18 protein-coding genes and 1 riboswitch are annotated in these 22,495 nt (G+C 42.7%); of the genes, 6 read left to right on the top strand and 12 right to left on the bottom strand.

All coding sequences use genetic code 11. The features are described from left to right. Positions 1-1,122: an exonuclease SbcCD subunit D gene (locus IGK85_RS06050; RefSeq protein WP_008379721.1), complete on the bottom strand. Its 1,122-nt coding sequence runs from the start codon at positions 1,120-1,122 to the stop codon at positions 1-3. A 254-nt stretch (positions 1,123-1,376) separates the two neighbouring features. On the opposite strand from IGK85_RS06050, the gene anmK reads away from it, so the two are divergent. From anmK to IGK85_RS06035, 3 genes are all read left to right on the top strand, one after another. Continuing rightward, positions 1,377-2,537, top strand: coding sequence for an anhydro-N-acetylmuramic acid kinase AnmK (gene anmK / locus IGK85_RS06045; RefSeq protein ID WP_008379719.1), 1,161 nt, complete (start codon positions 1,377-1,379; stop codon positions 2,535-2,537). 21 nt (positions 2,538-2,558) lie between these two features. After that, positions 2,559-3,854: a PTS sugar transporter subunit IIC gene (locus tag IGK85_RS06040; protein ID WP_008379718.1), complete on the top strand. Its 1,296-nt coding sequence runs from the start codon at positions 2,559-2,561 to the stop codon at positions 3,852-3,854. A gap of 118 nt (positions 3,855-3,972) precedes the next feature. After that, positions 3,973-5,064 (top strand): DUF871 domain-containing protein, encoded by a 1,092-nt coding sequence (locus IGK85_RS06035; RefSeq protein WP_429972197.1) that lies wholly within the window; start codon positions 3,973-3,975, stop codon positions 5,062-5,064. Between the two features lie 53 nt (positions 5,065-5,117). Here IGK85_RS06035 and IGK85_RS06030 read toward each other — a convergent pair whose 3' ends face one another. After that, positions 5,118-5,753 (bottom strand): lysophospholipid acyltransferase family protein, encoded by a 636-nt coding sequence (locus tag IGK85_RS06030; RefSeq protein WP_005229679.1) that lies wholly within the window; start codon positions 5,751-5,753, stop codon positions 5,118-5,120. Between the two features lie 137 nt (positions 5,754-5,890). Between IGK85_RS06030 and IGK85_RS06025 the strand changes: the two genes are divergently transcribed. Both IGK85_RS06025 and IGK85_RS06020 read left to right on the top strand, forming a co-directional pair. After that, positions 5,891-6,625: a tRNA1(Val) (adenine(37)-N6)-methyltransferase gene (locus IGK85_RS06025; RefSeq protein WP_005236774.1), complete on the top strand. Its 735-nt coding sequence runs from the start codon at positions 5,891-5,893 to the stop codon at positions 6,623-6,625. Then, positions 6,615-6,893 carry a GIY-YIG nuclease family protein gene (locus IGK85_RS06020; RefSeq protein WP_005236776.1) on the top strand — a complete coding sequence of 93 codons (279 nt, stop codon included), beginning with the start codon at positions 6,615-6,617 and terminating at the stop codon, positions 6,891-6,893. The genes IGK85_RS06025 and IGK85_RS06020 overlap by 11 nt, the downstream gene beginning before the upstream one ends. An 83-nt stretch (positions 6,894-6,976) precedes the next feature. Here the strand turns inward: IGK85_RS06020 and IGK85_RS06015 are convergent, their stop codons facing one another. After that, positions 6,977-7,669, bottom strand: a complete 693-nt coding sequence (locus tag IGK85_RS06015; protein ID WP_008379712.1) for a hypothetical protein — start codon at positions 7,667-7,669, stop codon at positions 6,977-6,979. A gap of 231 nt (positions 7,670-7,900) precedes the next feature. Continuing rightward, positions 7,901-7,973: riboswitch (Fluoride riboswitch) on the top strand. 94 nt (positions 7,974-8,067) lie between these two features. Between IGK85_RS06015 and IGK85_RS06010 the strand changes: the two genes are divergently transcribed. Further along, positions 8,068-9,279, top strand: coding sequence for a chloride channel protein (locus IGK85_RS06010; protein WP_008379710.1), 1,212 nt, complete (start codon positions 8,068-8,070; stop codon positions 9,277-9,279). Positions 9,280-9,341: 62 nt separating this feature from the next. Here the strand turns inward: IGK85_RS06010 and efp are convergent, their stop codons facing one another. The 9 genes from efp to IGK85_RS05965 form a co-directional block, all read right to left on the bottom strand. Continuing rightward, a complete protein-coding gene (gene efp / locus IGK85_RS06005) occupies positions 9,342-9,902 on the bottom strand; it encodes an elongation factor P (protein ID WP_005229668.1) in 561 nt (186 codons plus the stop codon). A 74-nt stretch (positions 9,903-9,976) separates the two neighbouring features. After that, positions 9,977-10,915 carry a cation diffusion facilitator family transporter gene (locus IGK85_RS06000; protein WP_034872243.1) on the bottom strand — a complete coding sequence of 313 codons (939 nt, stop codon included), beginning with the start codon at positions 10,913-10,915 and terminating at the stop codon, positions 9,977-9,979. 104 nt (positions 10,916-11,019) lie between these two features. Next, positions 11,020-11,589 carry a DUF2179 domain-containing protein gene (locus IGK85_RS05995; protein WP_005236782.1) on the bottom strand — a complete coding sequence of 190 codons (570 nt, stop codon included), beginning with the start codon at positions 11,587-11,589 and terminating at the stop codon, positions 11,020-11,022. 362 nt (positions 11,590-11,951) lie between these two features. Next, a complete protein-coding gene (locus IGK85_RS05990) occupies positions 11,952-14,951 on the bottom strand; it encodes a WxL domain-containing protein (RefSeq protein WP_008379703.1) in 3,000 nt (999 codons plus the stop codon). A 409-nt stretch (positions 14,952-15,360) separates the two neighbouring features. Next, positions 15,361-16,122 carry a hypothetical protein gene (locus IGK85_RS05985; RefSeq protein ID WP_035006818.1) on the bottom strand — a complete coding sequence of 254 codons (762 nt, stop codon included), beginning with the start codon at positions 16,120-16,122 and terminating at the stop codon, positions 15,361-15,363. An 81-nt stretch (positions 16,123-16,203) separates the two neighbouring features. Further along, entirely contained in the window at positions 16,204-18,657 is a 2,454-nt protein-coding gene (locus IGK85_RS05980) for a glycogen/starch/alpha-glucan phosphorylase (RefSeq protein WP_005236786.1), read from the bottom strand. Between the two features lie 117 nt (positions 18,658-18,774). Then, positions 18,775-20,208: a glycogen synthase GlgA gene (glgA, locus tag IGK85_RS05975; RefSeq protein WP_429972195.1), complete on the bottom strand. Its 1,434-nt coding sequence runs from the start codon at positions 20,206-20,208 to the stop codon at positions 18,775-18,777. Beyond that, the gene (gene glgD / locus IGK85_RS05970; protein WP_005236788.1) at positions 20,205-21,356 is read right to left on the bottom strand and encodes a glucose-1-phosphate adenylyltransferase subunit GlgD; all 1,152 of its coding nucleotides are present in this window, start codon (positions 21,354-21,356) and stop codon (positions 20,205-20,207) included. The genes glgA and glgD overlap by 4 nt, the downstream gene beginning before the upstream one ends. Continuing rightward, on the bottom strand, positions 21,346-22,488 hold the full coding sequence (locus tag IGK85_RS05965) for a glucose-1-phosphate adenylyltransferase (protein ID WP_016613232.1): 1,143 nt from the start codon (positions 22,486-22,488) through the stop codon (positions 21,346-21,348). The genes glgD and IGK85_RS05965 overlap by 11 nt, the downstream gene beginning before the upstream one ends. Positions 22,489-22,495: the final 7 nt, after the last annotated feature.

Here is a 22,495-nt window from a genome sequence, read left to right as displayed (position 1 = left end):
CTATTCCCTCTTTTCCACGACAAATGCTTCATTTAATCCTTGTTCGATCCATTTGGTTTGTGAATCGAGCAATGAATCACCCGTCATTTCTTGAAAAAAATGACTGATCAAGGTCTGCGGATCGGTTTCTCGTGTCGTTAATTGTCTTTTTTTCGTCTGTTCTCGTCCATTCAACCGTTCGACAGACAAAATAAATGGATAGATTTTTCGCAACTGATTCATCATATTTGGAATCACAGCACGATCCGTCAGCAGAAAATGCCAAAACGCCTCACGATCAAGATCACGGTAAAAACCCGGATCGATCAACTCCTCAAAGGACGCCGTCAGCTGCTGGATATCCCTTTTTGGTGTCAATGGAATAAATTCATTGGTATCTTTTACGGTATCAACAAGATAGATTCCTTTTTGGTTCGTCCGTTCAGAAAGGGAAAATTTCAGTGGTGAGCCGCTGTACCCGATCTTTGGGTGTTTGAGAGCCGTATTGGCATGTAAATGGCCTAAAACAACCCGATCAAAAGGCGCAAAAGCGGTGGTCGGTACGCTGTCCAATCCGCCAACATGAATTTTTGTTTCTGAATCTGTTTGGCTAGAACCCGCCACAAAAAAATGGGTCACTAGCACTTGCTTTTTGGACGAGTCAAAGTTCTTGGTCATCTCCTCAATGACTCTTTGGATACTATCAGAAATCTTCATTAATGGTTCATCAAAAAACAAGCGGGCCTCGATGGGTTCGAAATACGGTAGTAAAAAGAATTGTGTATCGTCAAACTCAACCGGATGCAAACTTTGTTCGATGCTAGTGGACAGGTAAAAGCGTGTTTGTTGAAACCACTGACTGCCGGTTTCTAAACGAGTTGGACTATCATGGTTTCCTGAGATAGCCAATAATGGCAGTTCATTCGTTAAATTGATTTCAGCGATTTTTTCATTTAGTAATTTGACTGCATCAACAGCAGGAACCGAACGATCATAAAGGTCCCCCGCAATGACGATGGCATCGACCTTTTCTGCTCTTGCTAGCGCTATGATTTGATCAATGATTGCTCGTTGGTCTTCCAGCAGATCATAGCCATGTAGTTTTTTTCCGATGTGCCAATCAGCTGTATGTATAAAGCGCATTTCTTCACCTTCTTAAAAAATATCCTTCCAATCATTATACCACTTTCCCTGATCGTTAGACATCTCTCTTCCAGCGAAATTTCATTTACCACCCATTTTTGATAAAAATAGCGAACACCTAACATCATTATGTTGAAATGTTTTTTCAATTATAAATTTATATCTTGAAATATAATTACACTTCATTTACAATGAGTGTGAAATCGAATTCAACAATCGCTTTCATCACTATTCTAAAAGAAAGGAGAAACGATATGCTTGCAATAGGACTCATGTCAGGAACCAGTTTGGATGGAATCGACGCTGCTTTAGTAAAAATCAACGGCTGCGGTATCGAAACTGACGTCCAGCTGATGGAAATGCTCACACTGCCCATTGATGAAGAATTGAAGGAACGAATAAAAACTGCTTGTGATCCGGTGGAATCAAATGTTCCCCTCATCTGCCAATTAAATACTGAATTAGGGTATCAATTTTTGAAAGCGTGTCAAATCCTCTGCCAAAAAGCCGGTATTGAAGAAAAAAGCATTGATTTTGTTGCCAGCCACGGACAAACGATCTGGCACTCCCCCGATGCTGATCCAGCGAAAAACAGCACCTTGCAAATTGGCGAACCTTCGATTATTGCTTATGGCTTACAAACGAAAGTCGTCGCCGATTTCCGAGTGATGGATATGGCTGCTGGCGGGCAAGGAGCGCCCCTTGTACCTTATACGGACTATCTGCTCTATCAATCAAACGATAAAAATCGTTTATTGCAAAATATTGGCGGCATCGGCAACGTTACGGTTCTGCCTAAAAATGGTGGCTTAAGCGAATTATATGCTTTTGATACAGGTCCAGGAAACATGGTCATCGATGAACTAATGGTTCAGCTATTCGGTCAGCCTTATGATGCGTTTGGTGAAACAGCCCGAGCGGGAGCAATTATACCCACCTTGCAAAAGGAATTAAGAACTCATTTTTATTTGTCCCAGCAACCGCCGAAAAGCACTGGACGTGAACAATTTGGCAAACATTTTGTGCAGCAGCTAATGACCGAATATCCCCAAGTAGCATCGGAAGACTTGGTGAGGACTTTAACCGATTTCACCGCATTTTCCATTGCTGACAGTTACCAACGGTTCATTTTCCCTCAGTTGGGAACAAATGATATTGAAGTGATTCTTTCGGGTGGTGGCGCCCATAACCATCTGCTGATTGAGATGATCAAAGGCTATTTACCCGAAACAGTAGCCGTTATAACACAAGATGACATTGGCGGTTCGAACGATGCCAAAGAAGCGGTGGCTTTCGCCATCTTAGGAAATGAAACCCTTCACAGCCGTGTCAACAATGCCCCTGCAGCAACCGGGGCAGCCCAAGGCGTGATTTTAGGAAAAATTATTCCGAATCCATGGGAAACAAAAATGTAAAACACCTTAGGAGGATAAACCATGTTAGATAAATTCACTCAATTCATCGAACGCCATCTGGCAGGACCGATGGAAAAACTTGGCAGCCAGCGTCACTTGCGAGCGGTTCGTGATGGGATCGTTTCAACATTGCCATTGATTATCGTCAGTTCGTTCTTTATGATTTTAGCCTTTCCACCGCTGCCTCAAAGTTGGGGCATCTATCAATTCTTGTCTAGCAATGCCACAACGATCTTATTGCCTTATCGAATGACGATGTACATTATGAGCTTGTATGCTGCATTCGGGATCGGATACAGTCTTTCTCGCTCTTATAAGCTTGATGGTCTTTCAGGCGGGATCTTAGCTACGACCGCCTTCTTACTGACCTTCACCCCGGTCAATATCCCAGCAGAAGCGTTGGATGCTGCCGGAACGGTCGGTTTTGTCTTGCCAATGGCCAATTTAGGGAGTGCTGGTATGTTTGTGGCGATCATCACCTCGATTCTTGCCGTTGAAATCTATCGGTTAACGGACAAATCGAAATTCAAAATCACGATGCCAGAACAAGTCCCACCTGCAGTCGCTCGCTCTTTTGAAGCCTTGACTCCCACTTTAGTGATCATTTTAGGAATGGGCGCGATCACTTACTATATCGGTTTTGACTGGCACACGATCGTGGCAAAAGTGGTCGATCCTTTAGTCAGTGCCGCAGATACCTTGCCAAGTGTGCTTTTGATCACCTTCTTGACGACCTTCTTCTGGTCATTCGGGATCCATGGTGCTTCTATCGTTGGTTCACTGGCTCGTCCATTATGGTTACAGTTGTTAGAAGGAAATACAACAGCGCTTGCATCGGGAGATATGATTCCCAATATTGCAGCCGAACCATTTTATCAATGGTTCATCTGGATCGGTGGGGCTGGTTCAACGATTGGTTTGGCTATTTTGTTAGCTTTTCGCACAAAATCGGAATTCGGTTCAAAACTAGGAAAAACAGCCTTAATTCCAGCTATTTTCAACATCAACGAACCACTGATTTTCGGTACACCGATCGTCTTGAATCCAATCTTGATCCCACCATTCATCATTGCGCCTTTAATCAATGGTGTCATTGCATGGGTCGCCACCTCAGCAGGTTTAGTCAATGCCGTCACGGTCAATGCCCCTTGGACATTGCCTGGACCAATTGGTGCTTTCTTAGCGACTGGCGGCGATTGGCGTGCGATCGTGCTGAATGTTCTTTTGATTCTTTTATCGATTCTGATCTATTACCCATTCGTAAAAATCTATGACAAAAACGAATTGGAAAAAGAAAATCAACCAGTCACACAATAATTTGTTGATAAAGGTCGGACGAAGCACCCATCAAGACAATCGGAAGAAGCGCTCCACAGCAGCATTTTTCGATACTAAGAGGTGCTTCGTACGATTTTTTTAGAAAGAGGGAAAACCATTGAAACGAGAAATTGGCCTTTCGATTTACCCCGACCATAGCGATCCTTTGCTGGATCAAGACTATTTAAAAAAAGCTGCTGCCTTTGGTTACTCTCGCTTATTTATGAGTATGCTAGAAGTCAGTGAAGGCAAAGAGACCGTCAGAAAAAAATTCTCTTCGATTATCGGGTTTGCCAAGAACCTTGGGTTTGAAACGATTTTAGATATTTCCCCAGCTGTTTTTAGTGATCTGGCGATCTCTTATGACGATCTAAGCTTCTTTGCAGAATTAGGTGCGGACGGTATCCGCTTGGATCAAGGGTTTGATGGCAGCAAAGAAGCCCAACTGACCTTCAATCCATTCGGCTTGGCGATTGAATTAAACATGAGTAATGATGTGAACTATTTAGAAAATATCCTTTCTTATCAAGCCAATGAACCTTTTTTATATGGCTGCCACAATTTTTACCCCCAACGAGGCACAGGCTTAACGGAGGCTTTTTTCCGCAACTGCAGTCAACGTTTTAAAAAACATGGGTTGAAAACAGCCGCCTTCATCACTAGTCAATCAGCCAAAATTGGCCCTTGGGAAGTCAATGATGGCCTGCCAACCTTAGAATCTTGTCGCGATTTACCTTTGGCGTTGCAAGGAAAGCTGCTTTTTGCTTCTGGGTTGATCGATACGGTGATTATTGGCAATGCCTATGCGTCGGATGCAGAACTGAAAGCTCTGGCGGCGATCGATCGCTACAAACTGACCTTTGGCGTTTCCGTAGAAGCAGAAGCCAGCGAAATCGAACGGAGGATATTAGCTGAAACCAATCATTTTCGTCGCGGTGACAGTAATGCGTTAGTCGCTCGGTCCACACAATCACGGGTGAAATACCGTCCCATCGAAAACCTCCCTCATACAAACCATGAACCGTTTGCTTATGGGGACATCGTTATCGGCAATGATGCCTTTGGTCAGTACAAAAACGAATTGCAGATCGTTTTGACCCCTCACCAAGACGCCCGAAAAAACAAAGTCGGCGCTATCCCCAAAGAGGAGTTGCCTTTGTTAGAATATTTGAAACCATGGACCAAATTTGCTTTCGAATTGTTGGATTAAATCATTAGAAAAAAGCCGCTGATCACAAAAGGATCAACGGCTTTTCTTAGGTATTAATCTTCTCTTTTGGACTCATCGATTTGATAAACAAATGACGGATCGATCGCTTGATCCAGTGTGTCAAATGCACCTTGGATGCGCCGTTCCACTTCCGCCAAGCCCTCTTTGTCCATCTTTTTGATGTCACTGATATCGATTGGCTCCCCAAAACGGACAGTCACTCGCTTGCGTTTAAATAAATCCTTTAATGTCAGCGGTCCTTGATAAACAGAGGGAACGATCTTGACTTTGGCCATTTTCGCGATCAACGCCATGCCACCTTTTAAGGCCGTTGCATGTCTCGTACCACTTGGGAACATGATCAAGCTAAGATCGGTTTCCTTCAAGATTTTGACTGGCGTCTTTACCGCGCTCGGTCCTGGCTTGTCCCGTTTGACTGGAAAAGCATTGGCATGAATCAAAATGAACCGTAAAATCGGGTTTTTGAACAGCTCTTCTTTCGCCATAAAACTGAATTTCTTTGGCCGAGCAGCCACTGCTAGGTACAATGGATCCCACCAGGTTCGGTGAGGAGCCACTAAAATATAGTTTTCATTTTTAGGTAAAACCTCTTTGTTTTGATAACGAGCATTGCCGTTGATCAAAAATAATACTACGCGAACCACACCGCGCATAAAGCGAAAAAACATACTCATTTTCCTTTCTATTTCTCTCCTATTCAAGTATGCAAAAAAACGGTTTAAATGACAAGCCTTTTTTAGCGTTTCCCATTATTCTTAATCGTAGTATAATACATTGAAATGAATTTAGAACAGGAGTATGCTTCATGTTGCAACCGAACGAACGCATTGACCAATTGTATGCCGATGACATCAAGATCATTCAGAGTTCCGAAGTTTTTTCTTTTTCATTAGATGCTGTCTTATTAGCCAATTACGCTAGAGTACCAAAAAGAGGTGTGATCGTTGACCTTTGTGCAGGGAATGGCGCAGTCGGTTTATTTATCAGCAGAAAAACGACTGCTCATATTTATCAGGTCGAATTGCAGGAACGCTTAGCGGATATGGCGCAGCGCAGTATCGAATTAAATGACTTGCAAGAACAGCTGACGGTCTATCCTATGGATTTGAAGAATCTCTTTCAAAAAATCAAACCTGATTCCGTCGATCTTTTGGTCTGCAATCCGCCTTATTTTAAAAATATACCGACGGCGATCAAAAACCCGAATCCCTATTTAGCGATCGCCCGGCACGAGATCACCACAAATTTAGATGAAGTGATCCAAACCGCCAGTAAAGCGTTAAAAATGAATGGAAGGTTTGCGATGGTTCATCGCCCGGATCGCTTTCTCGATATTTTGGACCATATGCGCACCCATCGAATCGCGCCAAAACGAGTCCGCTTCGTCTATCCGAAAGTAGGCAAAGAGGCCAATATTTTATTGATTGAAGGAATCAAGGATGGTAAGGCGGAAGGGTTTAAAATTGATTCTCCTCTCATTACCTATGATGAAACGGGCTCTTATAGTCCAGAAGTGAAGGCGATGCTCTATGGCTGCTGACAACCATTACTTTTATGTCTTACGTTGCAACGACCAATCCTTTTACGGCGGCTATACTACCGATTTGAGTCGCCGCTTATTAGAGCATAACAAAGGGATCGGGGCAAAATATACCCGTCCCGCTAGTCGCAGACCCTTGCAAATGATCCATGCGGAAAGCTTTTCCACTCGCAGTAAAGCCACTCAAGCAGAAGCCGCCTTCAAAAAATTGCCTCGCAAAAAGAAAGAGGACTACCTGATCAGTCATAGGAAAAGCAATGTTCTCTGACCAAGCATGCAAAAAACTACCTGCGCACGGAAGTTTCCTTCTTGAGGGAGCTTTCTTTCGTGACTTAGGTAGTTTTTTTATCATTATTCATTCCTATTCGGTAACGCCCATTGGGTTTGACTTTTCCCAAATTCTTTCGGGATCACAGAATCAACGGATTGATATTCGAGGGTTTCTTGGGACTTTGGAATCGTGATTGCCGTTAAATAGTTGTTGGTTTCGGAATAGAAACCAATTGTTTCAAAGGAAGGATCAGTCAAATGGTATTGAACCCCCTGCAGTTTAGCAGTTGTTTCCTCATCCACAAAAGTCGGTTGATAGCGAGCATAGTAAACCTGGGCGCCCATTTTAAAATATACGGAGTTATGAGCAGAACCAAGAAATTCAATCTCCCGTTCCACCGGTATTGCTTGATAGATTCCTAAAGTTTCAATCGCTTCATTGCTTTGGATGCGCTGATAAATTGCTGTAGTATCAGATTCGTAATATTTATAGCCTAGAAACATCTTTTCGCGATCTCGGATATTCGGTGTGATCAGCGCATTATACGTTTTGAATTCACCATACACTTGATCCCCAATAAAAAAACCTAATAGACACGTAACGACTATGCCGCCAAGCAATAGCGTCACTTTTGGGTTGCGGTTTTCTCGATAAAGCAGAACCATCAGGAACCCTAATAACGCAATCAGACCAACTACCATGAGAATTGGTAGGATCACATAATAAAAACGCTCACTTTGCAGCCATTTTTCGCTCGTCATAAATGCAACCATTTTTTATTCCTCTTCGATTCCTCACTACTCACTGTCTTACCCTTGGTCAAACAGTAGAAGGATCGTCCTTTCATCCCTTTTCATGCCAATTATCCTCAAGGCGCTCAATTCCCATATAAGTTCTTATGAGATTAATTTTACCATAACTATGTAGAAAAGATAAGTGTTAGATGAATTGCTTTTCACAACAAACATCCATTGACAAAAGGAGGGTTTTATCAGATAATATTGATGCTAATCGGGAATGAATGTCTCCCTCAGTTCTTACTGAAACCGCAATTTTGCTAATGACTTCTACCACTTTTTTTAGTGTGTAGCAGTCATTTTTTTATTTTCACTAGGTCGTCGTATTTGCAGGAGCATTGTTCCTATATTCTTTTTAAAGGATCGTGATAGAAATGATGAAACAAAAAACAACTAATTGGGAACTGACTGCTTTAGGTGTGGTCAGTCTGGTTATTGGCGTATTCGCTGGAGCCGTCGACACCTTCTTTGGGAAGATCCTACTTTCCTTAAGCGCCTTTCGTGATAGTCATTTTTTGCCCTTGATTCTCTTTTTACCCATTATCGGCATTTGTTTTACTTACCTGTTCCAAAAGTATGGCGATCGGAGTCCTCAAGGAATGAACTTAGTGTTTTTAGTCGGACATGAAGAAGAAAAAGACATTCCGTTGCGCTTGATTCCTTTTGTAATGGTGGGAACCTGGCTGACGCATTTATTTGGAGGAAGCGCTGGCAGAGAAGGGGTTGCGGTTCAGTTAGGTGCCACCATCGCCAATCGCTTAGGAAAATGGCTGCGACTAGAAAAGTACGCCAGCACCCTGATCATGATTGGGATGGCTGCGGGATTTGCTGGTTTATTTGAAACCCCGATCGCTGCGACGTTCTTCGCACTGGAGGTACTTGTCATCGGTAAATTCAGTCATCATGCCCTCTTACCAACTTTGCTGGCTGCTTTCACCGCTAGTACGACTTCTCAATTGTTAGGATTAGAAAAATTTAGTTTTGCTTTGTCACCGTCCCCCGATTTGACTTTGGCTGTTTTTCTGAAATTACTTTTGATTGGCTTACTATTTGGTATTGTTGGTGGCAGCTTTGCGGGATTATTAGAAACGATGAAACGGATCATGAAACGACGCTTTCCTCATCCTCTCTGGCGCATTGGCATCGGTTCACTCGTGCTAGTCTTACTTTTTGTCCTTTTGTATCATGGTCGTTATTCAGGTTTAGGAACGAATTTGATCAGCGCTAGTTTCACGAATCAACCAATCTATTCTTATGACTGGCTGCTTAAGATGGTGTTAACTGTACTGACTATCAGTATTGGTTTTTTGGGCGGAGAAGTCACCCCTTTGTTTGCGATCGGCGCCTCTTTGGGCGTCGTGCTGGCACCGCTCTTCGGACTGCCTATCGAACTGGTGGCAGCCCTAGGCTATGCCAGTGTCTTTGGCAGTGCTACTAGCACTTTATTTGCACCGATCTTTATCGGTGGGGAAGTCTTTGGCTTTGAAAATCTGCCCTTGTTTGTGATCGTCTGCTCCGTCGCCTACTTTATCAGTAAACCCTATAGTATTTATCCCTTACAAAAATCATTGGCAGACGGGAAATGATTCACTTTTGATCCCTCCTCCAGAGCAAAAGAAAAAACCGCGAACAAGTCGCGGTTTTTTTCTTATTTCGCACGTTTTAAGTAGGTACCTTCAGCTGTATTGATTTCTAGCATTTCGCCTTCTTCAACAAAGTCAGGAACATTGACAACTAAGCCCGTTTCCATCGTTGCTGGCTTGCCTGAACCAGTCACAGTCGCCCCTTTGATCGACGGCTGTGTTTCAACAACCTTTAAGATTACGCTTGATGGTAGTTGAACGCCGATTACTTCGCTGCCGAAGAATTGGATTTTTACTTCCATGTTTTCAAGAATAAATTTCATTTCTTCTTCAACCACTTCAACTGGAATTTCATATTGTTCATAGGTTTCCAGATCCATAAAGAATGCGGTATCGTCCATTGTATATAGGTATTGTACAGCTTTCGTATCGATATGCGCTTTTTCAAATTTTTCTTCTGGACGGAAGGTTGTATCATAAGTCGAACCAGTCCGAACGTCCCGTAATTTCATACGCATAACCGTATTTCCCTTACCTGGTTTGTGATGGCTAGCATCTAATACTTTGATAAGTTTGCCGTCTTGAACGAATGTCATTCCAGCTCTTAAGTCACTTGCATTGATCATAATTTTGAAATCTCCTTCACTATGTGATAATCCTTGTCTATTGTATCAAAAAAAGCTGCTTTATTCTAGCTAAATCAGTGGGAAGGTCGCACAAGTTTACGGCGTTTCTCCATATAGTGAGGGTCATACTCATCTGTCTCAATATAAATATAGACTTTTTTATCTGCCATCTGGTGTCGAATCTCGGCTTCAATCTCATTAATGATCTCATAGCCGACCTCTTCTTGTTTCGAGGCAATATCAACTTTTGCCGCAATCAAAATTTCTGATGGTCCTAAATGCACCGTTTTAACATCAATCAAGCGATCAACATCTGGCCGTTCAAATGCTCTTTTGATCACTGCTAGATCCCGTTTTGTGACACTTTCGCCAATCAGTAGACTGTAAAATTCGCGGGCTAAGAAAATGGCTGCTACCATCAATAAAAGACCAATCAATAAACCACTGAAGGCATCAAAAAATGCGTTACCCGTAATCATGGTTAAAATCGTACCAAATAGTGCGATCATTAGGCCGATCATTGCACAAAAGTCTTCTGTGAAAATGATCAGAATCTCACTATGCCGACTTTCTTTCAAAAAACGATAGATTGGTTGACGTTCCACATTCAGTTCGCGGATCTCCTTGATCGCGATCCACAACGAACTTCCTTCAACGATCATCCCGAAAATCAAAATAGCGATCACCAACCAAGCGTTACCAACTTCATGGGCAGGATGCAGCAGCTTTTCTACCGCTTCCATCACACCGAGTGCGCCCCCACCAAAGAAGAGCATCATCGCAACGATCGTGCTAAAAAAATATTTCGCCCGACCTTCTCCAAACTGATGCAGTTCACTTTGGCCCTTTGTTGCCCGTTTATCCCCGATCAATAAAAAGATTTGGTTGCTACAATCCACGACACTATGAATGCTTTCATTCAACATGGCTGCACTGCCACTTAGTGCATAACCGACAAACTTACTAATAGCCACCAAAATATTTGAGATCAGGGCAGCGATGACCGCCATCATACCATTTGCTTTCTTTTCCACACCTTACGCTTCCTCTCATCAATAAATTCCCTGTCTTTTACTCTGCTATTCTTCTCAAATGAATCACGGCTGACTGAGTTTCTTCAATCAACAGGTGCTTGTTTTTTCAACTTTGCTTCTCGGCGACTGATTTTTTTGGTCCAAAATCCACCTGAGATATACTTGGGTTCATAGCTGATGATAAACGCTCGTTCTTCCACCGCTTTGATGGTTTGATAGAGCTTTTTCTCACTTTTTCTTTGGGAAAGAATCTCTAAAATCAGTCGTGGCCCTTCTAAGCCTTCTCCATAACTTTGTGTAACTCCGTAGCCTTCTTGTCGTAAGATCTTAGGCAAACTTTTTTCCTCATCCGTATTACTAGGTAGGATCACTGTGACCATTGTATAGCCCAGAGCCAGCTTATCTTCGATTTTGATACCAATACTGACTCCTGCAGCATAACCTAATGCATAGAATAAGAGATTCAGCGGGTTGTCCAAACGATCCAATACCATAGATAAGCCTAAAATATAGATCGTGATTTCGATCATACTCACTAATGGGGCAATCACGCGATACCCTTTCATTGTCAATAAAAATCGCAGTGTGTTCAATGTAACATAGGCGAGATTGATAAAGAAAATCATCGCCAGCATTTGTAGATCAACTTCCATCTTTGATTCCCCCTTGTTCTTAGCATATCAAAAGGCAAGAGAAAATTAAAATATTTGAGCAGGATTTAATTACTAAAATAGCTAAATAAAATTTATACTGGGGAAGATATAGTGCTTAAGTGATTTCATTGATCACTACCATGTCATGATTTTGCTCATTGGTCCATTGCCTGTGGTTTCACTCTCTTCTATTGATCGAAAAGCATATCCACCAAAGTGGGAAAAGCAGTTTAAACCACCGCTCGTCTGTTTCAGACAAAAAAGAAGCCCAATGGCAACTGGACTTCTTTTTGTCTGAGCAACTTTTACAGTGTTCGATCATATTCACGATTGCAGAACATGCTTACTTGTTTTCCAAGGGGTTATTCGTCAGCACCAGGTACGAAACTCAGCTCCCAACGAAGGGTTCCTTGATAACTTGTTGCTTGCGGCCTCGCGCCAATAGGGATTTCCAGCTCGACACTTTTTTGCATGGTATGCTCGTTTCCATAGCGTTGAATCCAAGTACCCGTCCCTTGATTTTCATTGGCACGTGCAATCACTTGGTTCTGCGGTCCTAGCTCAATTGCTTCAACGTAGTCTGGTGCTTCAGAGCGATTTTCTTTAGAGGTGACCATTTCAATATTATTCAAATGCACACTCGCTCCTTTTAAATAGTGCTTAAACGCATCCGTGCTGACGAACCCTTCCTCAGATAATCGGGCACTCAAGGTCCAGCCATTTGGGAGAAATCGACGATCGGAAACCTGAATATAGTTTGGTCGTTCGGTTGATTCATGATCATCCACTGAAGAAATTCGTTGCGGACGCGCCGGATAGCGGCTTGTCGACGAGCGAATCGGTACTGTACCAAAATCGAATTGTGAAACAAAGTCTATACTGATAAACCCGCGATTTTCTGGTATCAATGGTGGATTTTCAGGTAGAATCGGTTGATCAGGATCAAGGGGATCTTTTGGGTCAACGTCACCAATGGGTTCCACAGTGGTTGATGCTTCTGCCCATTTACCATCAAGAAATGCCTGAGAGGTGACCACCTCACCTTGTGTAAAATACTGGAAAGGTTCTAAATCAGATAGATCAAGTAAATAGTGCCCATTTTCACCCGCTTGTGTGTGAAAGTACTCGCTATTGCCGGCACTATCGACTGTCGTTTCAAGCGTCGGTTCTGGCATCAGCCCCTCTCTTTGAAATCGAAGGTAGCTACCAGGATTGGCGGTTCCCGAAATCGTATAGGCATTAGGTAAGGTTCTATCTTCTGTCAAAGGATCGATGGTCACCGTGATGTCTGGGATTCTCTCAAATAATAGACGTTGTGAACGAGAAGCAAACTGCGAGGCAAACCCTCGACTTGTTTCCTCATTCAGTGAAGATACATTGGTCACATTGGTGTTGGTTCCGGAAATCGCCGCAGTCATGGACAGAATCGGTTGCCACTGAAAATCAGATGGATCTCCTGTATTTCCATGCTGCCACTGGCGAATCGCCTGATTCTTTGCAGTGATTCCTCCCCCTTCAATTAGACCATTTGTTGTGGTCGTTATCGGGCGGGTTCTTTGCAAATTGACACGCTTGGCATCGTCGATCGTCAATCTTGCGGGATTGTTGGCACCGGTAAAGAAAAGTAGCCGTTGGACAGCTTGTGGGCTGTCCGAACGAATATCTAAGGTAGCATCTTTGCCCACGTTGAGATTGCCAGTCGTGCCAGAGAAGTGGAAGATATTTGCGGTTGTATTTTGATTTGTTGCTTCAACCTCTAAGGTGCTGCTGTCTTCTAAGGTGACATGCGTATTGGCACTTAACCAGAAAATATGACTGTACAACGTTCGGTTTGCAGCAGCAATCGACAAGCGACTTTTTTCCATTAAGCGAATATCATGGGGCGTGCCTGATGTGATGACTGCTGGGCTGTTGTTTTGTGTATTTAGTGTCAATTCCGCGCCTTTTCCTAACTCAATGCGTCCATTGCCAGCGACAAAGCGAATATTAGCACCGCCTGCTTCACCAGCTGAACCGTTGGCATTTAATGATAGTCGGGCATTATCCCCTAATACGAGACGCGCATTTGTATTATAAAAATCAAGATTTCCTGAGCTGATCGTCGACATTTCGACGTTTGCTCCCTCACGAAGCTCGATTTGGTTGATTTCAAAATTCGCCTGAGTATTTGTGTGAATCATCCAAGAAGCATTGAAGTCTGATGTATATCTAGGCGTTTGGTGTGAAACCGAATGTCCAGAAAAGCTGGCTCGAGAGTGCAAACCGTAAAACAACTGATTGCCAGTATGGTTGAGATTGTGGTACCGAATGATTGAACGCTGCTGATTTGACATGTTCAAATCATGATATTCAATTGCCCCCCAAAAGTTTCCATGGTAAAGTTCCAAATTTTGCAAGGTAATGTCCCATGGGGAATCAGGATTGACACTCGAATCGCGGAAACAGATCGCTACGGCTCTAAGATCCATCTGAAAGGTGTCGAGACCATCGATGATTAACGTTCTTGAAACTCTCGAGGCATTGATATAAACATAGGCTAATCCGCCATTAGGATTGGCGCTGCTGCTCCAGCCGTCAATTCCCGTAATGCCTAAACGAGGATTATCGTTCGTTTGAAAACTGGCTGTCAAATAAATATAATTGACCGTCGGATCGACCATTGCAGCCATAAATTCGACCCAGTTAGCAACCCCTCTCTTTTTTACGTCGTCGCCTAACAGATATAGATTGCCAGGATCTGACTCTGATTCGTCAGGAATCTGGCTTTCTATTTCCTTCTCTTTTGGTAATTGATCCTCTTTGTCCTCTTGATCGAATTGGTCAGTGGAGTCACTCGAATCGGTTAGCGCATCCTCTTGTGTATCCGTAGGGTTTGTCTCCCGTGCTTCCTTTATTTCAAGTATTATCATTGATTCTGCTACTTCAAATGGAAACGCCCCTGCTGTATCAACTACCAATGGAACCAAAAAATCACTTCTAGGGATATCAGTCGTTAGTTTCCAACCATTCTCTTCAGTGGTTGACGTAATTTTGACTCCCTTTGGCAACTCCTCTTCAACAAAAACCGCAGATTGCGGCAACCGGATCGCTATTTCACTAATGGGACGGCCCGTATGAAACGCAACTAGTAACATGTCTCCTACAGTCCCGGCTTTCGTTGATTCATCAAAATAAATGGCAACTTTTCCCTCAGCCTCTTTCTCTCGTATCGGTTCGAATGGGTCACTCGCAACCGTTTCTTCCTCCAGCTGTGCAGCAAAGAAAATGTTTGAAGAAAACACACTCATGGTTGAAAAAAAGTAGAGTCCTCCAAGTAAGCCAATAATGATGGTGAAATATACCTTTCTCTTTTTCTTGTTCATTTGTTGATGCCCCACCTTTCAGCGTATCTTTCCCTTGAAATCGATCATGGATCAGTCCTTCCCAAAGAGCAGCTTTAACCATCAGGACGCTTGCTTCCTTTTTTCAATTACGGCTGATCAGAAAACCACAATCCTGCCATCGATTTTAAATGACAAAAGAAATCGCCAATTAAAATAACAAACATTATAAATAACGATGGTTTTGATCGTTTCACTTTATTCTATAGCCCACGCTATTGCTTAGTAAAATCAGAATATTCCTCAGTCGGTGAAAAATGTAATTCGACTAAGTATTTTGTGAAATCGGCAGTTTCAGCACACAAAAAAAACAGCTAGATGTTCGCCATCTAGCTGAAATCATTCATCGTTATGATCAAAGGACTACTTCTATTAAGAGTAACTGTCTCTACTATTTAGAACGAAAATAGCCATTTGAAGATTCTTCTTGTTGATCGTCTTCAATCATTCCTTTTAATGATCGATCTAAAACGGACCGTTTTTTCTCACCATTTTTTTTATTGTTGGCTCGAAACTCGCTGCGTGTCATCCCAACAGAGGGGTGGCGATTGAATTTTTTGACGGTTGGATCGCTTTCTTCTTTGACTTGATAAGCTGCTGGTTCAGTATCAAATAACAAATAACTTTCTTGTTTTTTTGCCATTGCATCCATCAAATCGTTCGGCGTAATTTCAGGTTTTTGCTCATCTGGAATAATTGATGCAGGAATATATTTAGGCACGAAGTAAGAGCGTCCCGAATATTCTTTTTTCGAAGAAACAGGAACCTCAGCTTTTTCCTTCTTACTAGTCACTTGATAAGAAGAATGGTTCGCTTCTTTGCCAAAAAAATTGGTTTTTCCTGTCGGCATCTGCTCTTTCACCGGACGTTTTCCGTACTGAGGCAAGTTGGCACGGTGATTGGCAAGCTCTTCTTTTTGACGAACATTGTGCCCTCGATCGCGTTGGCTGGACTGCACTTTACGCTGCAAAGATTGATTTTCTTCCTTGTGAGAATGACTCACGGGATCTTTGATTTCGGTTAAAATCCAATCATCTGCTTTACTGAATGCGGGGCGATGCTCGGATTGAAGCTTCACACCGTCTGTATCATCATAAGCAGGAAAACGGAAGTGTTTTCGTTTCACATCTAAATAATTTGCCACTGTACTCATCCTCTTACATGCATTTTTTTCATCATACCACAAATAAAAGAGAATTTCACGAAAGACTGCGCCATTTCAACCGAAGTCGCTTCAATTGTCTCCCCTTGGAGGCACTGACTCCGTCAAGCTTGCCGCATTTGGTTCTTTGATATGGGCAAATAATGGATCGATCTGCCAAATATCTGCTGCATAATTTCGCACCGTTTCATCCGCCGAAAACTTCCCAGCATTCGCAATATTCATTAGACTGATTTTTTGCCAGCGATGAGTATCTTGATAAGCAATATCCACCCGATGCTGTGCATCACAATAGGCGTGGAAATCTCTTAATAAAAAGTACTCATCATTGTATTTCAAAAGTGAATCAAAAATCTCGCGTCCTTCTACTTGGATATTGGGGATTGTCCCGTCAATAAAGGCATTGACTACACGTTGTAGTAGTGGATCTGACTCATAATACGCATAGGCAGAATAATTACGCTGGGCGTAATACTGATACACTTCTTCTTCGGTTAGCCCAAAGATCGCGATGTTTTCATCACCGATTGCATCTCGAATCTCAATATTGGCACCATCTAAAGTGGCGATCGTTACTGCCCCATTTAGCATCAACTTCATATTACTTGTCCCTGAAGCTTCTTTGGATGCCAATGATATTTGTTCACTGACATCCGCTGCTGGGATAATTTTTTCTGCTAAAGAAACGTTGTAATTTTCTAAAAAAACAACCTTGATTTTATCATTGATGGTTTCATCCTGATTGATCAGATTCGCCACTTCATTGATGACTTTAATGATCGATTTTGCGTAGTGATAGCTTGGTGCGGCTTTGGCACCAAAGAGAAAGACTCTTGGATGAAACGCAGCAGTTGGATCGTCTTTGACCTCAAAGTAGAGCTTTAGAATATGCATAAGATTTAGTAATTGTCGTTTGTATGCATGCAGACGCTTGATCTGCACATCAAATATTGCCGTCGGATCTACTGTGATGCCCGTTGCTTTTTGAATGTACTGTGCCAGTGCACGCTTGTTACTCATTTTTGCGTCGGCAATTTGTTGGAGAACAGTTTCGTCCTCATAATAGTTTTTGAGTAGTTGCAGGTCTAATGGATCATTGCGCCAGCTTGTACCGATGGACTGATCCAATACTTTGGCTAACGGTTGATTGGCTAGCTGAAGCCAACGCCGTTGCGCGATGCCGTTGGTCTTATTGTTGAAACGGGCAGGATAAATAAGGTAAAAGTCATGGAGTACCACTGATTTTAGTAAATCAGAATGGAGCTTGGCTACGCCATTGACACTGTGGCTGCCGATGATCGCGAGATGTGCCATATGGACTTGATCATCAATAATGATTCGTGTCCGTTCCAGTAAGGCTTGCGGATGGACCCCTTGCATCGTTTCCACAAAACGGCGATCAATTTCTTTGATGATCTGATCCATTCTCGGCAAAACTTCTTCAATCATGCGCACGGGCCATTTTTCTAAGGCTTCCGCCATGATCGTATGGTTCGTATAACTCATGACTTTCACGGTGATCGACCACGCTTGTTCCCAAGCAAGACCTTCTTCATCAACTAAAATGCGCATCAGTTCTGGGACGCAAAGGGCTGGGTGCGTATCATTGATGTGGATCGCTACTCGTTCACTCATCATGGCCAAAGGTAAATTCAATTTTTTATAATAACGGACGATACTTTGGATCCCTGCAGACACAAAAAAGTATTCTTGCATCAGCCGGGTCCGTTTGCCTGTCTCATTGGAATCATCGGGATACAAGACCGCTGTCAGATTTTCCAATGCTTGCCGCGATTCTAGTGTCGCGTAGTGCGCCTCATCTTCGGCAGGAACCTCAACACTCCATAAACGTAAGGTATTGAGATGGTGATTTTGGTAGCCAACCATTGCTGTATCATAAGGAACCGCCCGCCAGGTAAAGCCACCTTCATAAACTGGGGCTAATTTCCCGTCCTCTCCGGTAACGAGATAGACATGGCCCCCGAAACGAATAGGCACCGCCTTGCTTTCTTTGCGGACTTCCCAAACATTCCCCGAACGCAACCAGTCATCGGGCAACTCTACTTGATGACCGTCAATAAATTTTTGTTTAAATAATCCGTAGCGATAGCGGATCCCATTGCCATTTCCCGGCAAACCTAAAGAAGCCAATGAATCCATAAAACAAGACGCTAAGCGACCGAGTCCCCCGTTGCCTAAAGCCATGTCTTTTTCCGTCTCTGCAACATCGTCAAGTGAAACCCCTAACTCTTCAAAAACGGCTTCCGCTTGCTCCAACAGCTGCATATTTAACAGATTACTCTTTAACATTTTGCCGGGTAAAAATTCGATTGAAAAATAATACGCTTGTTTCTGGTCCTCCAACAAGAGATTTTTTCTGGTCTGGCGCCAGTCTTCTGAATACATTTGCTTCACGACATTGGCTAGCGCCTGAAACAATTCCTGCGGTGATGCTTCATCGATCTCTATCGCAAACAGTTCGTGCACGTTGGTTTCTAACAGATCACGCAATCGTTCTTTTGTCATAGGGTTACACTCCTTTATGCTAACCGTTTATAAAAAAGAAGAATTCTTGCCGCCAGAATGGCTAGTCATACAACTAGCCGCTCTGTTGCAGACAAGGATTCTTCTGTCTTAAAACAATCAAACTTTGATATTATTATACAACTCAACATAAAGATCTGAGCTTTGATTCCAGCTAAAATCTTTTTTCATTGCTTGCTTGACTAATGCCGTCCATGTTGTCGGATCCGATTCATATAATTCAATCCCCTGTTTTAAGGCATTCATCAAGTAAAAAGGTGAAAACTCTTGGAAGCCAAAGCCGGTTCCTTGTTTCGTGATCGGATTATAGGAATCCACCGTATCTTTCAAGCCACCGACTTCATGAACGATCGGTAATGTACCATAGCGCATCGCGATCATCTGCGATAGTCCACATGGTTCAAAAGCCGAAGGCATCAAGAAGAGATCCGCTGCTGCGTATAACTTTTGCGCCAATGCAATATCAAAAGAAATCGCGGCAGCACATTTGTCAGGATATTTCTGCGCAAAGTAGCGAAAGCCTTCTTCAAAATCATGTTCGCCAGTCCCTAGTAAGATGAACTGAACATCAAACTGCAAGAGGTTTTCCATTTCTTCAAGAACTAAATGGAACCCCTTTTGAGTGGTCAAACGACTAACAACGGAAATCAGCGGAACCTCTTTACGAGTTGGCAAGCCAAACTGTTCTTGTAGCGCTCGCTTGCTTTTAGCTTTTCCTGATAAATCCTCGACACTGAAAGGATAGTCCAAATGAGGATCGGTTTCTGGATCATTCATTTCATAATCAATTCCATTCAAGATACCGCTTAGCTTGCCACTTTCCATGCGTAAAATGACTTCAAGACCACAACCAAACTCAGCTGTTTTGATTTCTTCACTATAGGAAGGACTGACGGTCGTGATGCGGTCCGCATACAAGATTCCTGCTTTCATAAAGTTCAAGCAATCGTTTAAACGCAAGGTTCCATCATCATATCTTTCCGTACCCATCCCAAAAAGATCCGGTAAAATATCGCGACTATACCACCCTTGAAACCCAATGTTATGGATCGTCAAAACGGTGCGTATGTTTTGATACGCTTGGATCCAATGATATTTTTCTTTGATCAAGAACGGAATCATCGCCGTATGGTAATCATTGACATGTACGATGTCTGGAATAAATTCAATGCGTTCCATCATTTCGATCACGGCTAATTGGAAGAAAGCAAAGCGTTCCCCATCATCATAAAAATCATAGAGCCGTTCGCGACCAAAATAGTAGAGATTGTCTATGAAATAATAAGTCACAGCGCCTAGAACTAATTTTTTGATTCCACAATATTGCTTGCGCCAGCCGACCGCCACTTCAAAGGAAAAACAATCTTCCATTTGGTCTTGGTATTCGGCAGGCATTTTCGTGAAATAAGGTAAGACGACAACTGTCTCGACGCCTTTTTTGACCAACTCTTTTGGCAATGCACCTGCAACATCCCCTAATCCGCCTGTTTTAAAAAACGGAGCGCATTCTGCTGCTGTAAACAAAACCTTCATGCGCTTGCTCCTCCGATTACATCTTCTGTCACATGAGAATTCTTCTTAATGACAATCGGCGTTTCTTTGGTTCCCTGCACTTTTACACCTTCTGCGATGGTTACATTTTTATCTAAGATCGCATAAGAGACTTCGGCACCTGCTTTGATTTCGTTATTCCCGAAAATGATCGCACCTTTGACTTTTGCCTCAGGATGGATTTTCGTACGGCGAGCAACCAGTGACTGTTCGACCATACCTTCCACGATGCAACCAGAAGCAAAGTGGCTGTTTTTCACCTCAGACGTTTCCGAGTAATAGGTTGGTACTTCATTCTTCAATTTGGTATAGATTTTTTGATTCGAATAAAGCAATGAGGTGAATTTATGCACATCTAGCATGTCCATATTTGTTTGATAATAAGAAGAGATATCATAAATGTTACTTAAGTAACCAGTGTACTCATATAGGCCAGTGTTCTCCACAGAGATCATCTCTCGTAAAAATTGACCGAGATCTGCCGTTGCGCCAACTTTTTGCCCTTCTTTAAGAGCCGCGATCAGACGATCCGTTTGAATGATAAAAATATCCGTACACAAGTTGACTAGGGAGCCAACTTCCCCTTTTTTCGCTTGGATCGCTTCTTCTAAGTGTCCTTCACTGTCAACATTAAACAACAAGTCACTTTCAGAAACATTGTCACTGCCGATGCGTTTATACACCACAGTCATTTCATTGCCTTGTAGTTGATGAATTTTCAGCAAAGCACGCAAATCGATGTTGCATAAGATTTTGCTGCCCATAAATACAGTGTGATCTGATTTTGATTTTTCCAAATAGTCAATGACGTTATAGTAGTACTCTTGCCCTTCGGCTTGCTTTTTCAATGAGTCTTGGAATAAGTGGATAAAGAACCGGTTTTGAACACCGTCCAAGTTCCACTCTTTTCCACCACCGATATGATCAAAAACTGACTGGGTCTCTCCTTCATTGAAAATCATGTAGACTTGTTTGATGTTGGCATTTTCAATACTTGAAAGATTGAAATCCAGCAAGCGATATTTGCAGTCAAACAACAAGGTCGACAGCGGACGATTCTCCGTTAATGGCATCAAGTCTTGGTATCGCTGTAGGTTCCCTAAAATTGCACACATTTTATTAGTTCTCATCAATCGTCACCCCTAAAATTTCAGAATAGCCGACTACGGCAATTTCGTCTGTTCCATCGATCTCTGCGTCGTCACCAATCACTGCATTTTCCCCAACGATCACTCGATTTAATTTGACATTTCTGCCAATCACCGCTCCAGGCATGATTACGCTATCTTTGATAGTCGAGCCTTCTTTCACTTGCACATTCTCTGATAAAATACTGTGCTCGATCTCCCCAGCAACATAGCAGCCGTCCATCACAAGCGAATTTTTAGCAGCACCGGTTTCAGTTACAAAGTGCGGCGGTGCGATTGGGTTTTTGGAGAACACTTGCCAGCTTTTATCCCGGATATTCAACTCCATAGCTGGATCAATAAATTCCATGTTGGCTTCCCACAATGAATCGATCGTTCCTACGTCTTTCCAATAGCCAGAGAAGCGATAGGCAAAAACGTTGTCGCCGCTTTCTAGATAAGAAGGAATCACATGTTTCCCAAAATCGACCATTTCGCCGTCTTTTGTGTAGTTACTCAATAGCATACTGCGTAGACGACTCCAATCAAATATATAGATCCCCATCGAAGCAAGATTGCTTTTTGGTTCGGCTGGTTTTTCATCAAATTCGATGATGCGGTCATTTTTATCAGTATTCATGATCCCGAAACGAGAAGCATCTTTCATCGGAACTTCGAGAACTGCAACCGTCAATGAAGCATCATTTTCTTTGTGTTTTTCCAGCATTTCTTCGTAATCCATTTTGTAGATATGGTCGCCGGACAAAATCAAGACGTATTGCGGGTCCATCTCATCGATATAGGCGATGTTTTGATAGATGGCATGGGCAGTTCCCTCAAACCATTTTTCGCCTTCTGAATTTGAATATGGCTGTAAAATCGTCACACCGGTACTGATTCCATCCAATCCCCAACTGGCGCCATTGCCGATATGGTTGTTCAGTGCTAAAGGTTGGTACTGCGTGACTACACCCACATTTTTGATTCCAGAATTGACACAATTACTCAACGTGAAATCGATGATCCGATACCTGCCGCCAAACGGAACTGCTGGCTTGGCAATATTTTTTGTTAGTTTCCCTAAACGAGTCCCTTGTCCTCCTGCGAGGATCATTGCTAACATTTCTGTTTTCATTTTGTTT

The organism is Enterococcus sp. AZ015 (assembly GCF_050499225.1).
Taxonomy (GTDB): domain Bacteria; phylum Bacillota; class Bacilli; order Lactobacillales; family Enterococcaceae; genus Enterococcus_D; species Enterococcus_D entomosocium.
Note: the sequence above shows the minus strand (reverse complement) of the source record. Positions and strands in the feature narration are given on the sequence as shown.

Coding starts and splice junctions, on each gene's coding strand:
- efp (WP_005229668.1), bottom strand. CDS start 9,902: ATGATCAATGCAAGTGACTTAAGAGCTGGAATGACATTCGTTCAAGAC.
- IGK85_RS05980 (WP_005236786.1), bottom strand. CDS start 18,657: ATGACAAAAGAACGATTGCGTGATCTGTTAGAAACCAACGTGCACGAA.
- anmK (WP_008379719.1), top strand. CDS start 1,377: ATGCTTGCAATAGGACTCATGTCAGGAACCAGTTTGGATGGAATCGAC.
- IGK85_RS05990 (WP_008379703.1), bottom strand. CDS start 14,951: ATGAACAAGAAAAAGAGAAAGGTATATTTCACCATCATTATTGGCTTA.
- IGK85_RS05965 (WP_016613232.1), bottom strand. CDS start 22,488: ATGAAAACAGAAATGTTAGCAATGATCCTCGCAGGAGGACAAGGGACT.
- IGK85_RS06020 (WP_005236776.1), top strand. CDS start 6,615: ATGGCTGCTGACAACCATTACTTTTATGTCTTACGTTGCAACGACCAA.
- IGK85_RS05995 (WP_005236782.1), bottom strand. CDS start 11,589: ATGGAAGTTGATCTACAAATGCTGGCGATGATTTTCTTTATCAATCTC.
- IGK85_RS06000 (WP_034872243.1), bottom strand. CDS start 10,915: ATGATGGCGGTCATCGCTGCCCTGATCTCAAATATTTTGGTGGCTATT.
- IGK85_RS06015 (WP_008379712.1), bottom strand. CDS start 7,669: ATGGTTGCATTTATGACGAGCGAAAAATGGCTGCAAAGTGAGCGTTTT.
- IGK85_RS06010 (WP_008379710.1), top strand. CDS start 8,068: ATGATGAAACAAAAAACAACTAATTGGGAACTGACTGCTTTAGGTGTG.
- IGK85_RS06025 (WP_005236774.1), top strand. CDS start 5,891: ATGTTGCAACCGAACGAACGCATTGACCAATTGTATGCCGATGACATC.
- IGK85_RS06040 (WP_008379718.1), top strand. CDS start 2,559: ATGTTAGATAAATTCACTCAATTCATCGAACGCCATCTGGCAGGACCG.
- glgA (WP_429972195.1), bottom strand. CDS start 20,208: ATGAAGGTTTTGTTTACAGCAGCAGAATGCGCTCCGTTTTTTAAAACA.
- IGK85_RS06050 (WP_008379721.1), bottom strand. CDS start 1,122: ATGCGCTTTATACATACAGCTGATTGGCACATCGGAAAAAAACTACAT.
- IGK85_RS06030 (WP_005229679.1), bottom strand. CDS start 5,753: ATGTTTTTTCGCTTTATGCGCGGTGTGGTTCGCGTAGTATTATTTTTG.
- glgD (WP_005236788.1), bottom strand. CDS start 21,356: ATGAGAACTAATAAAATGTGTGCAATTTTAGGGAACCTACAGCGATAC.
- IGK85_RS05985 (WP_035006818.1), bottom strand. CDS start 16,122: ATGAGTACAGTGGCAAATTATTTAGATGTGAAACGAAAACACTTCCGT.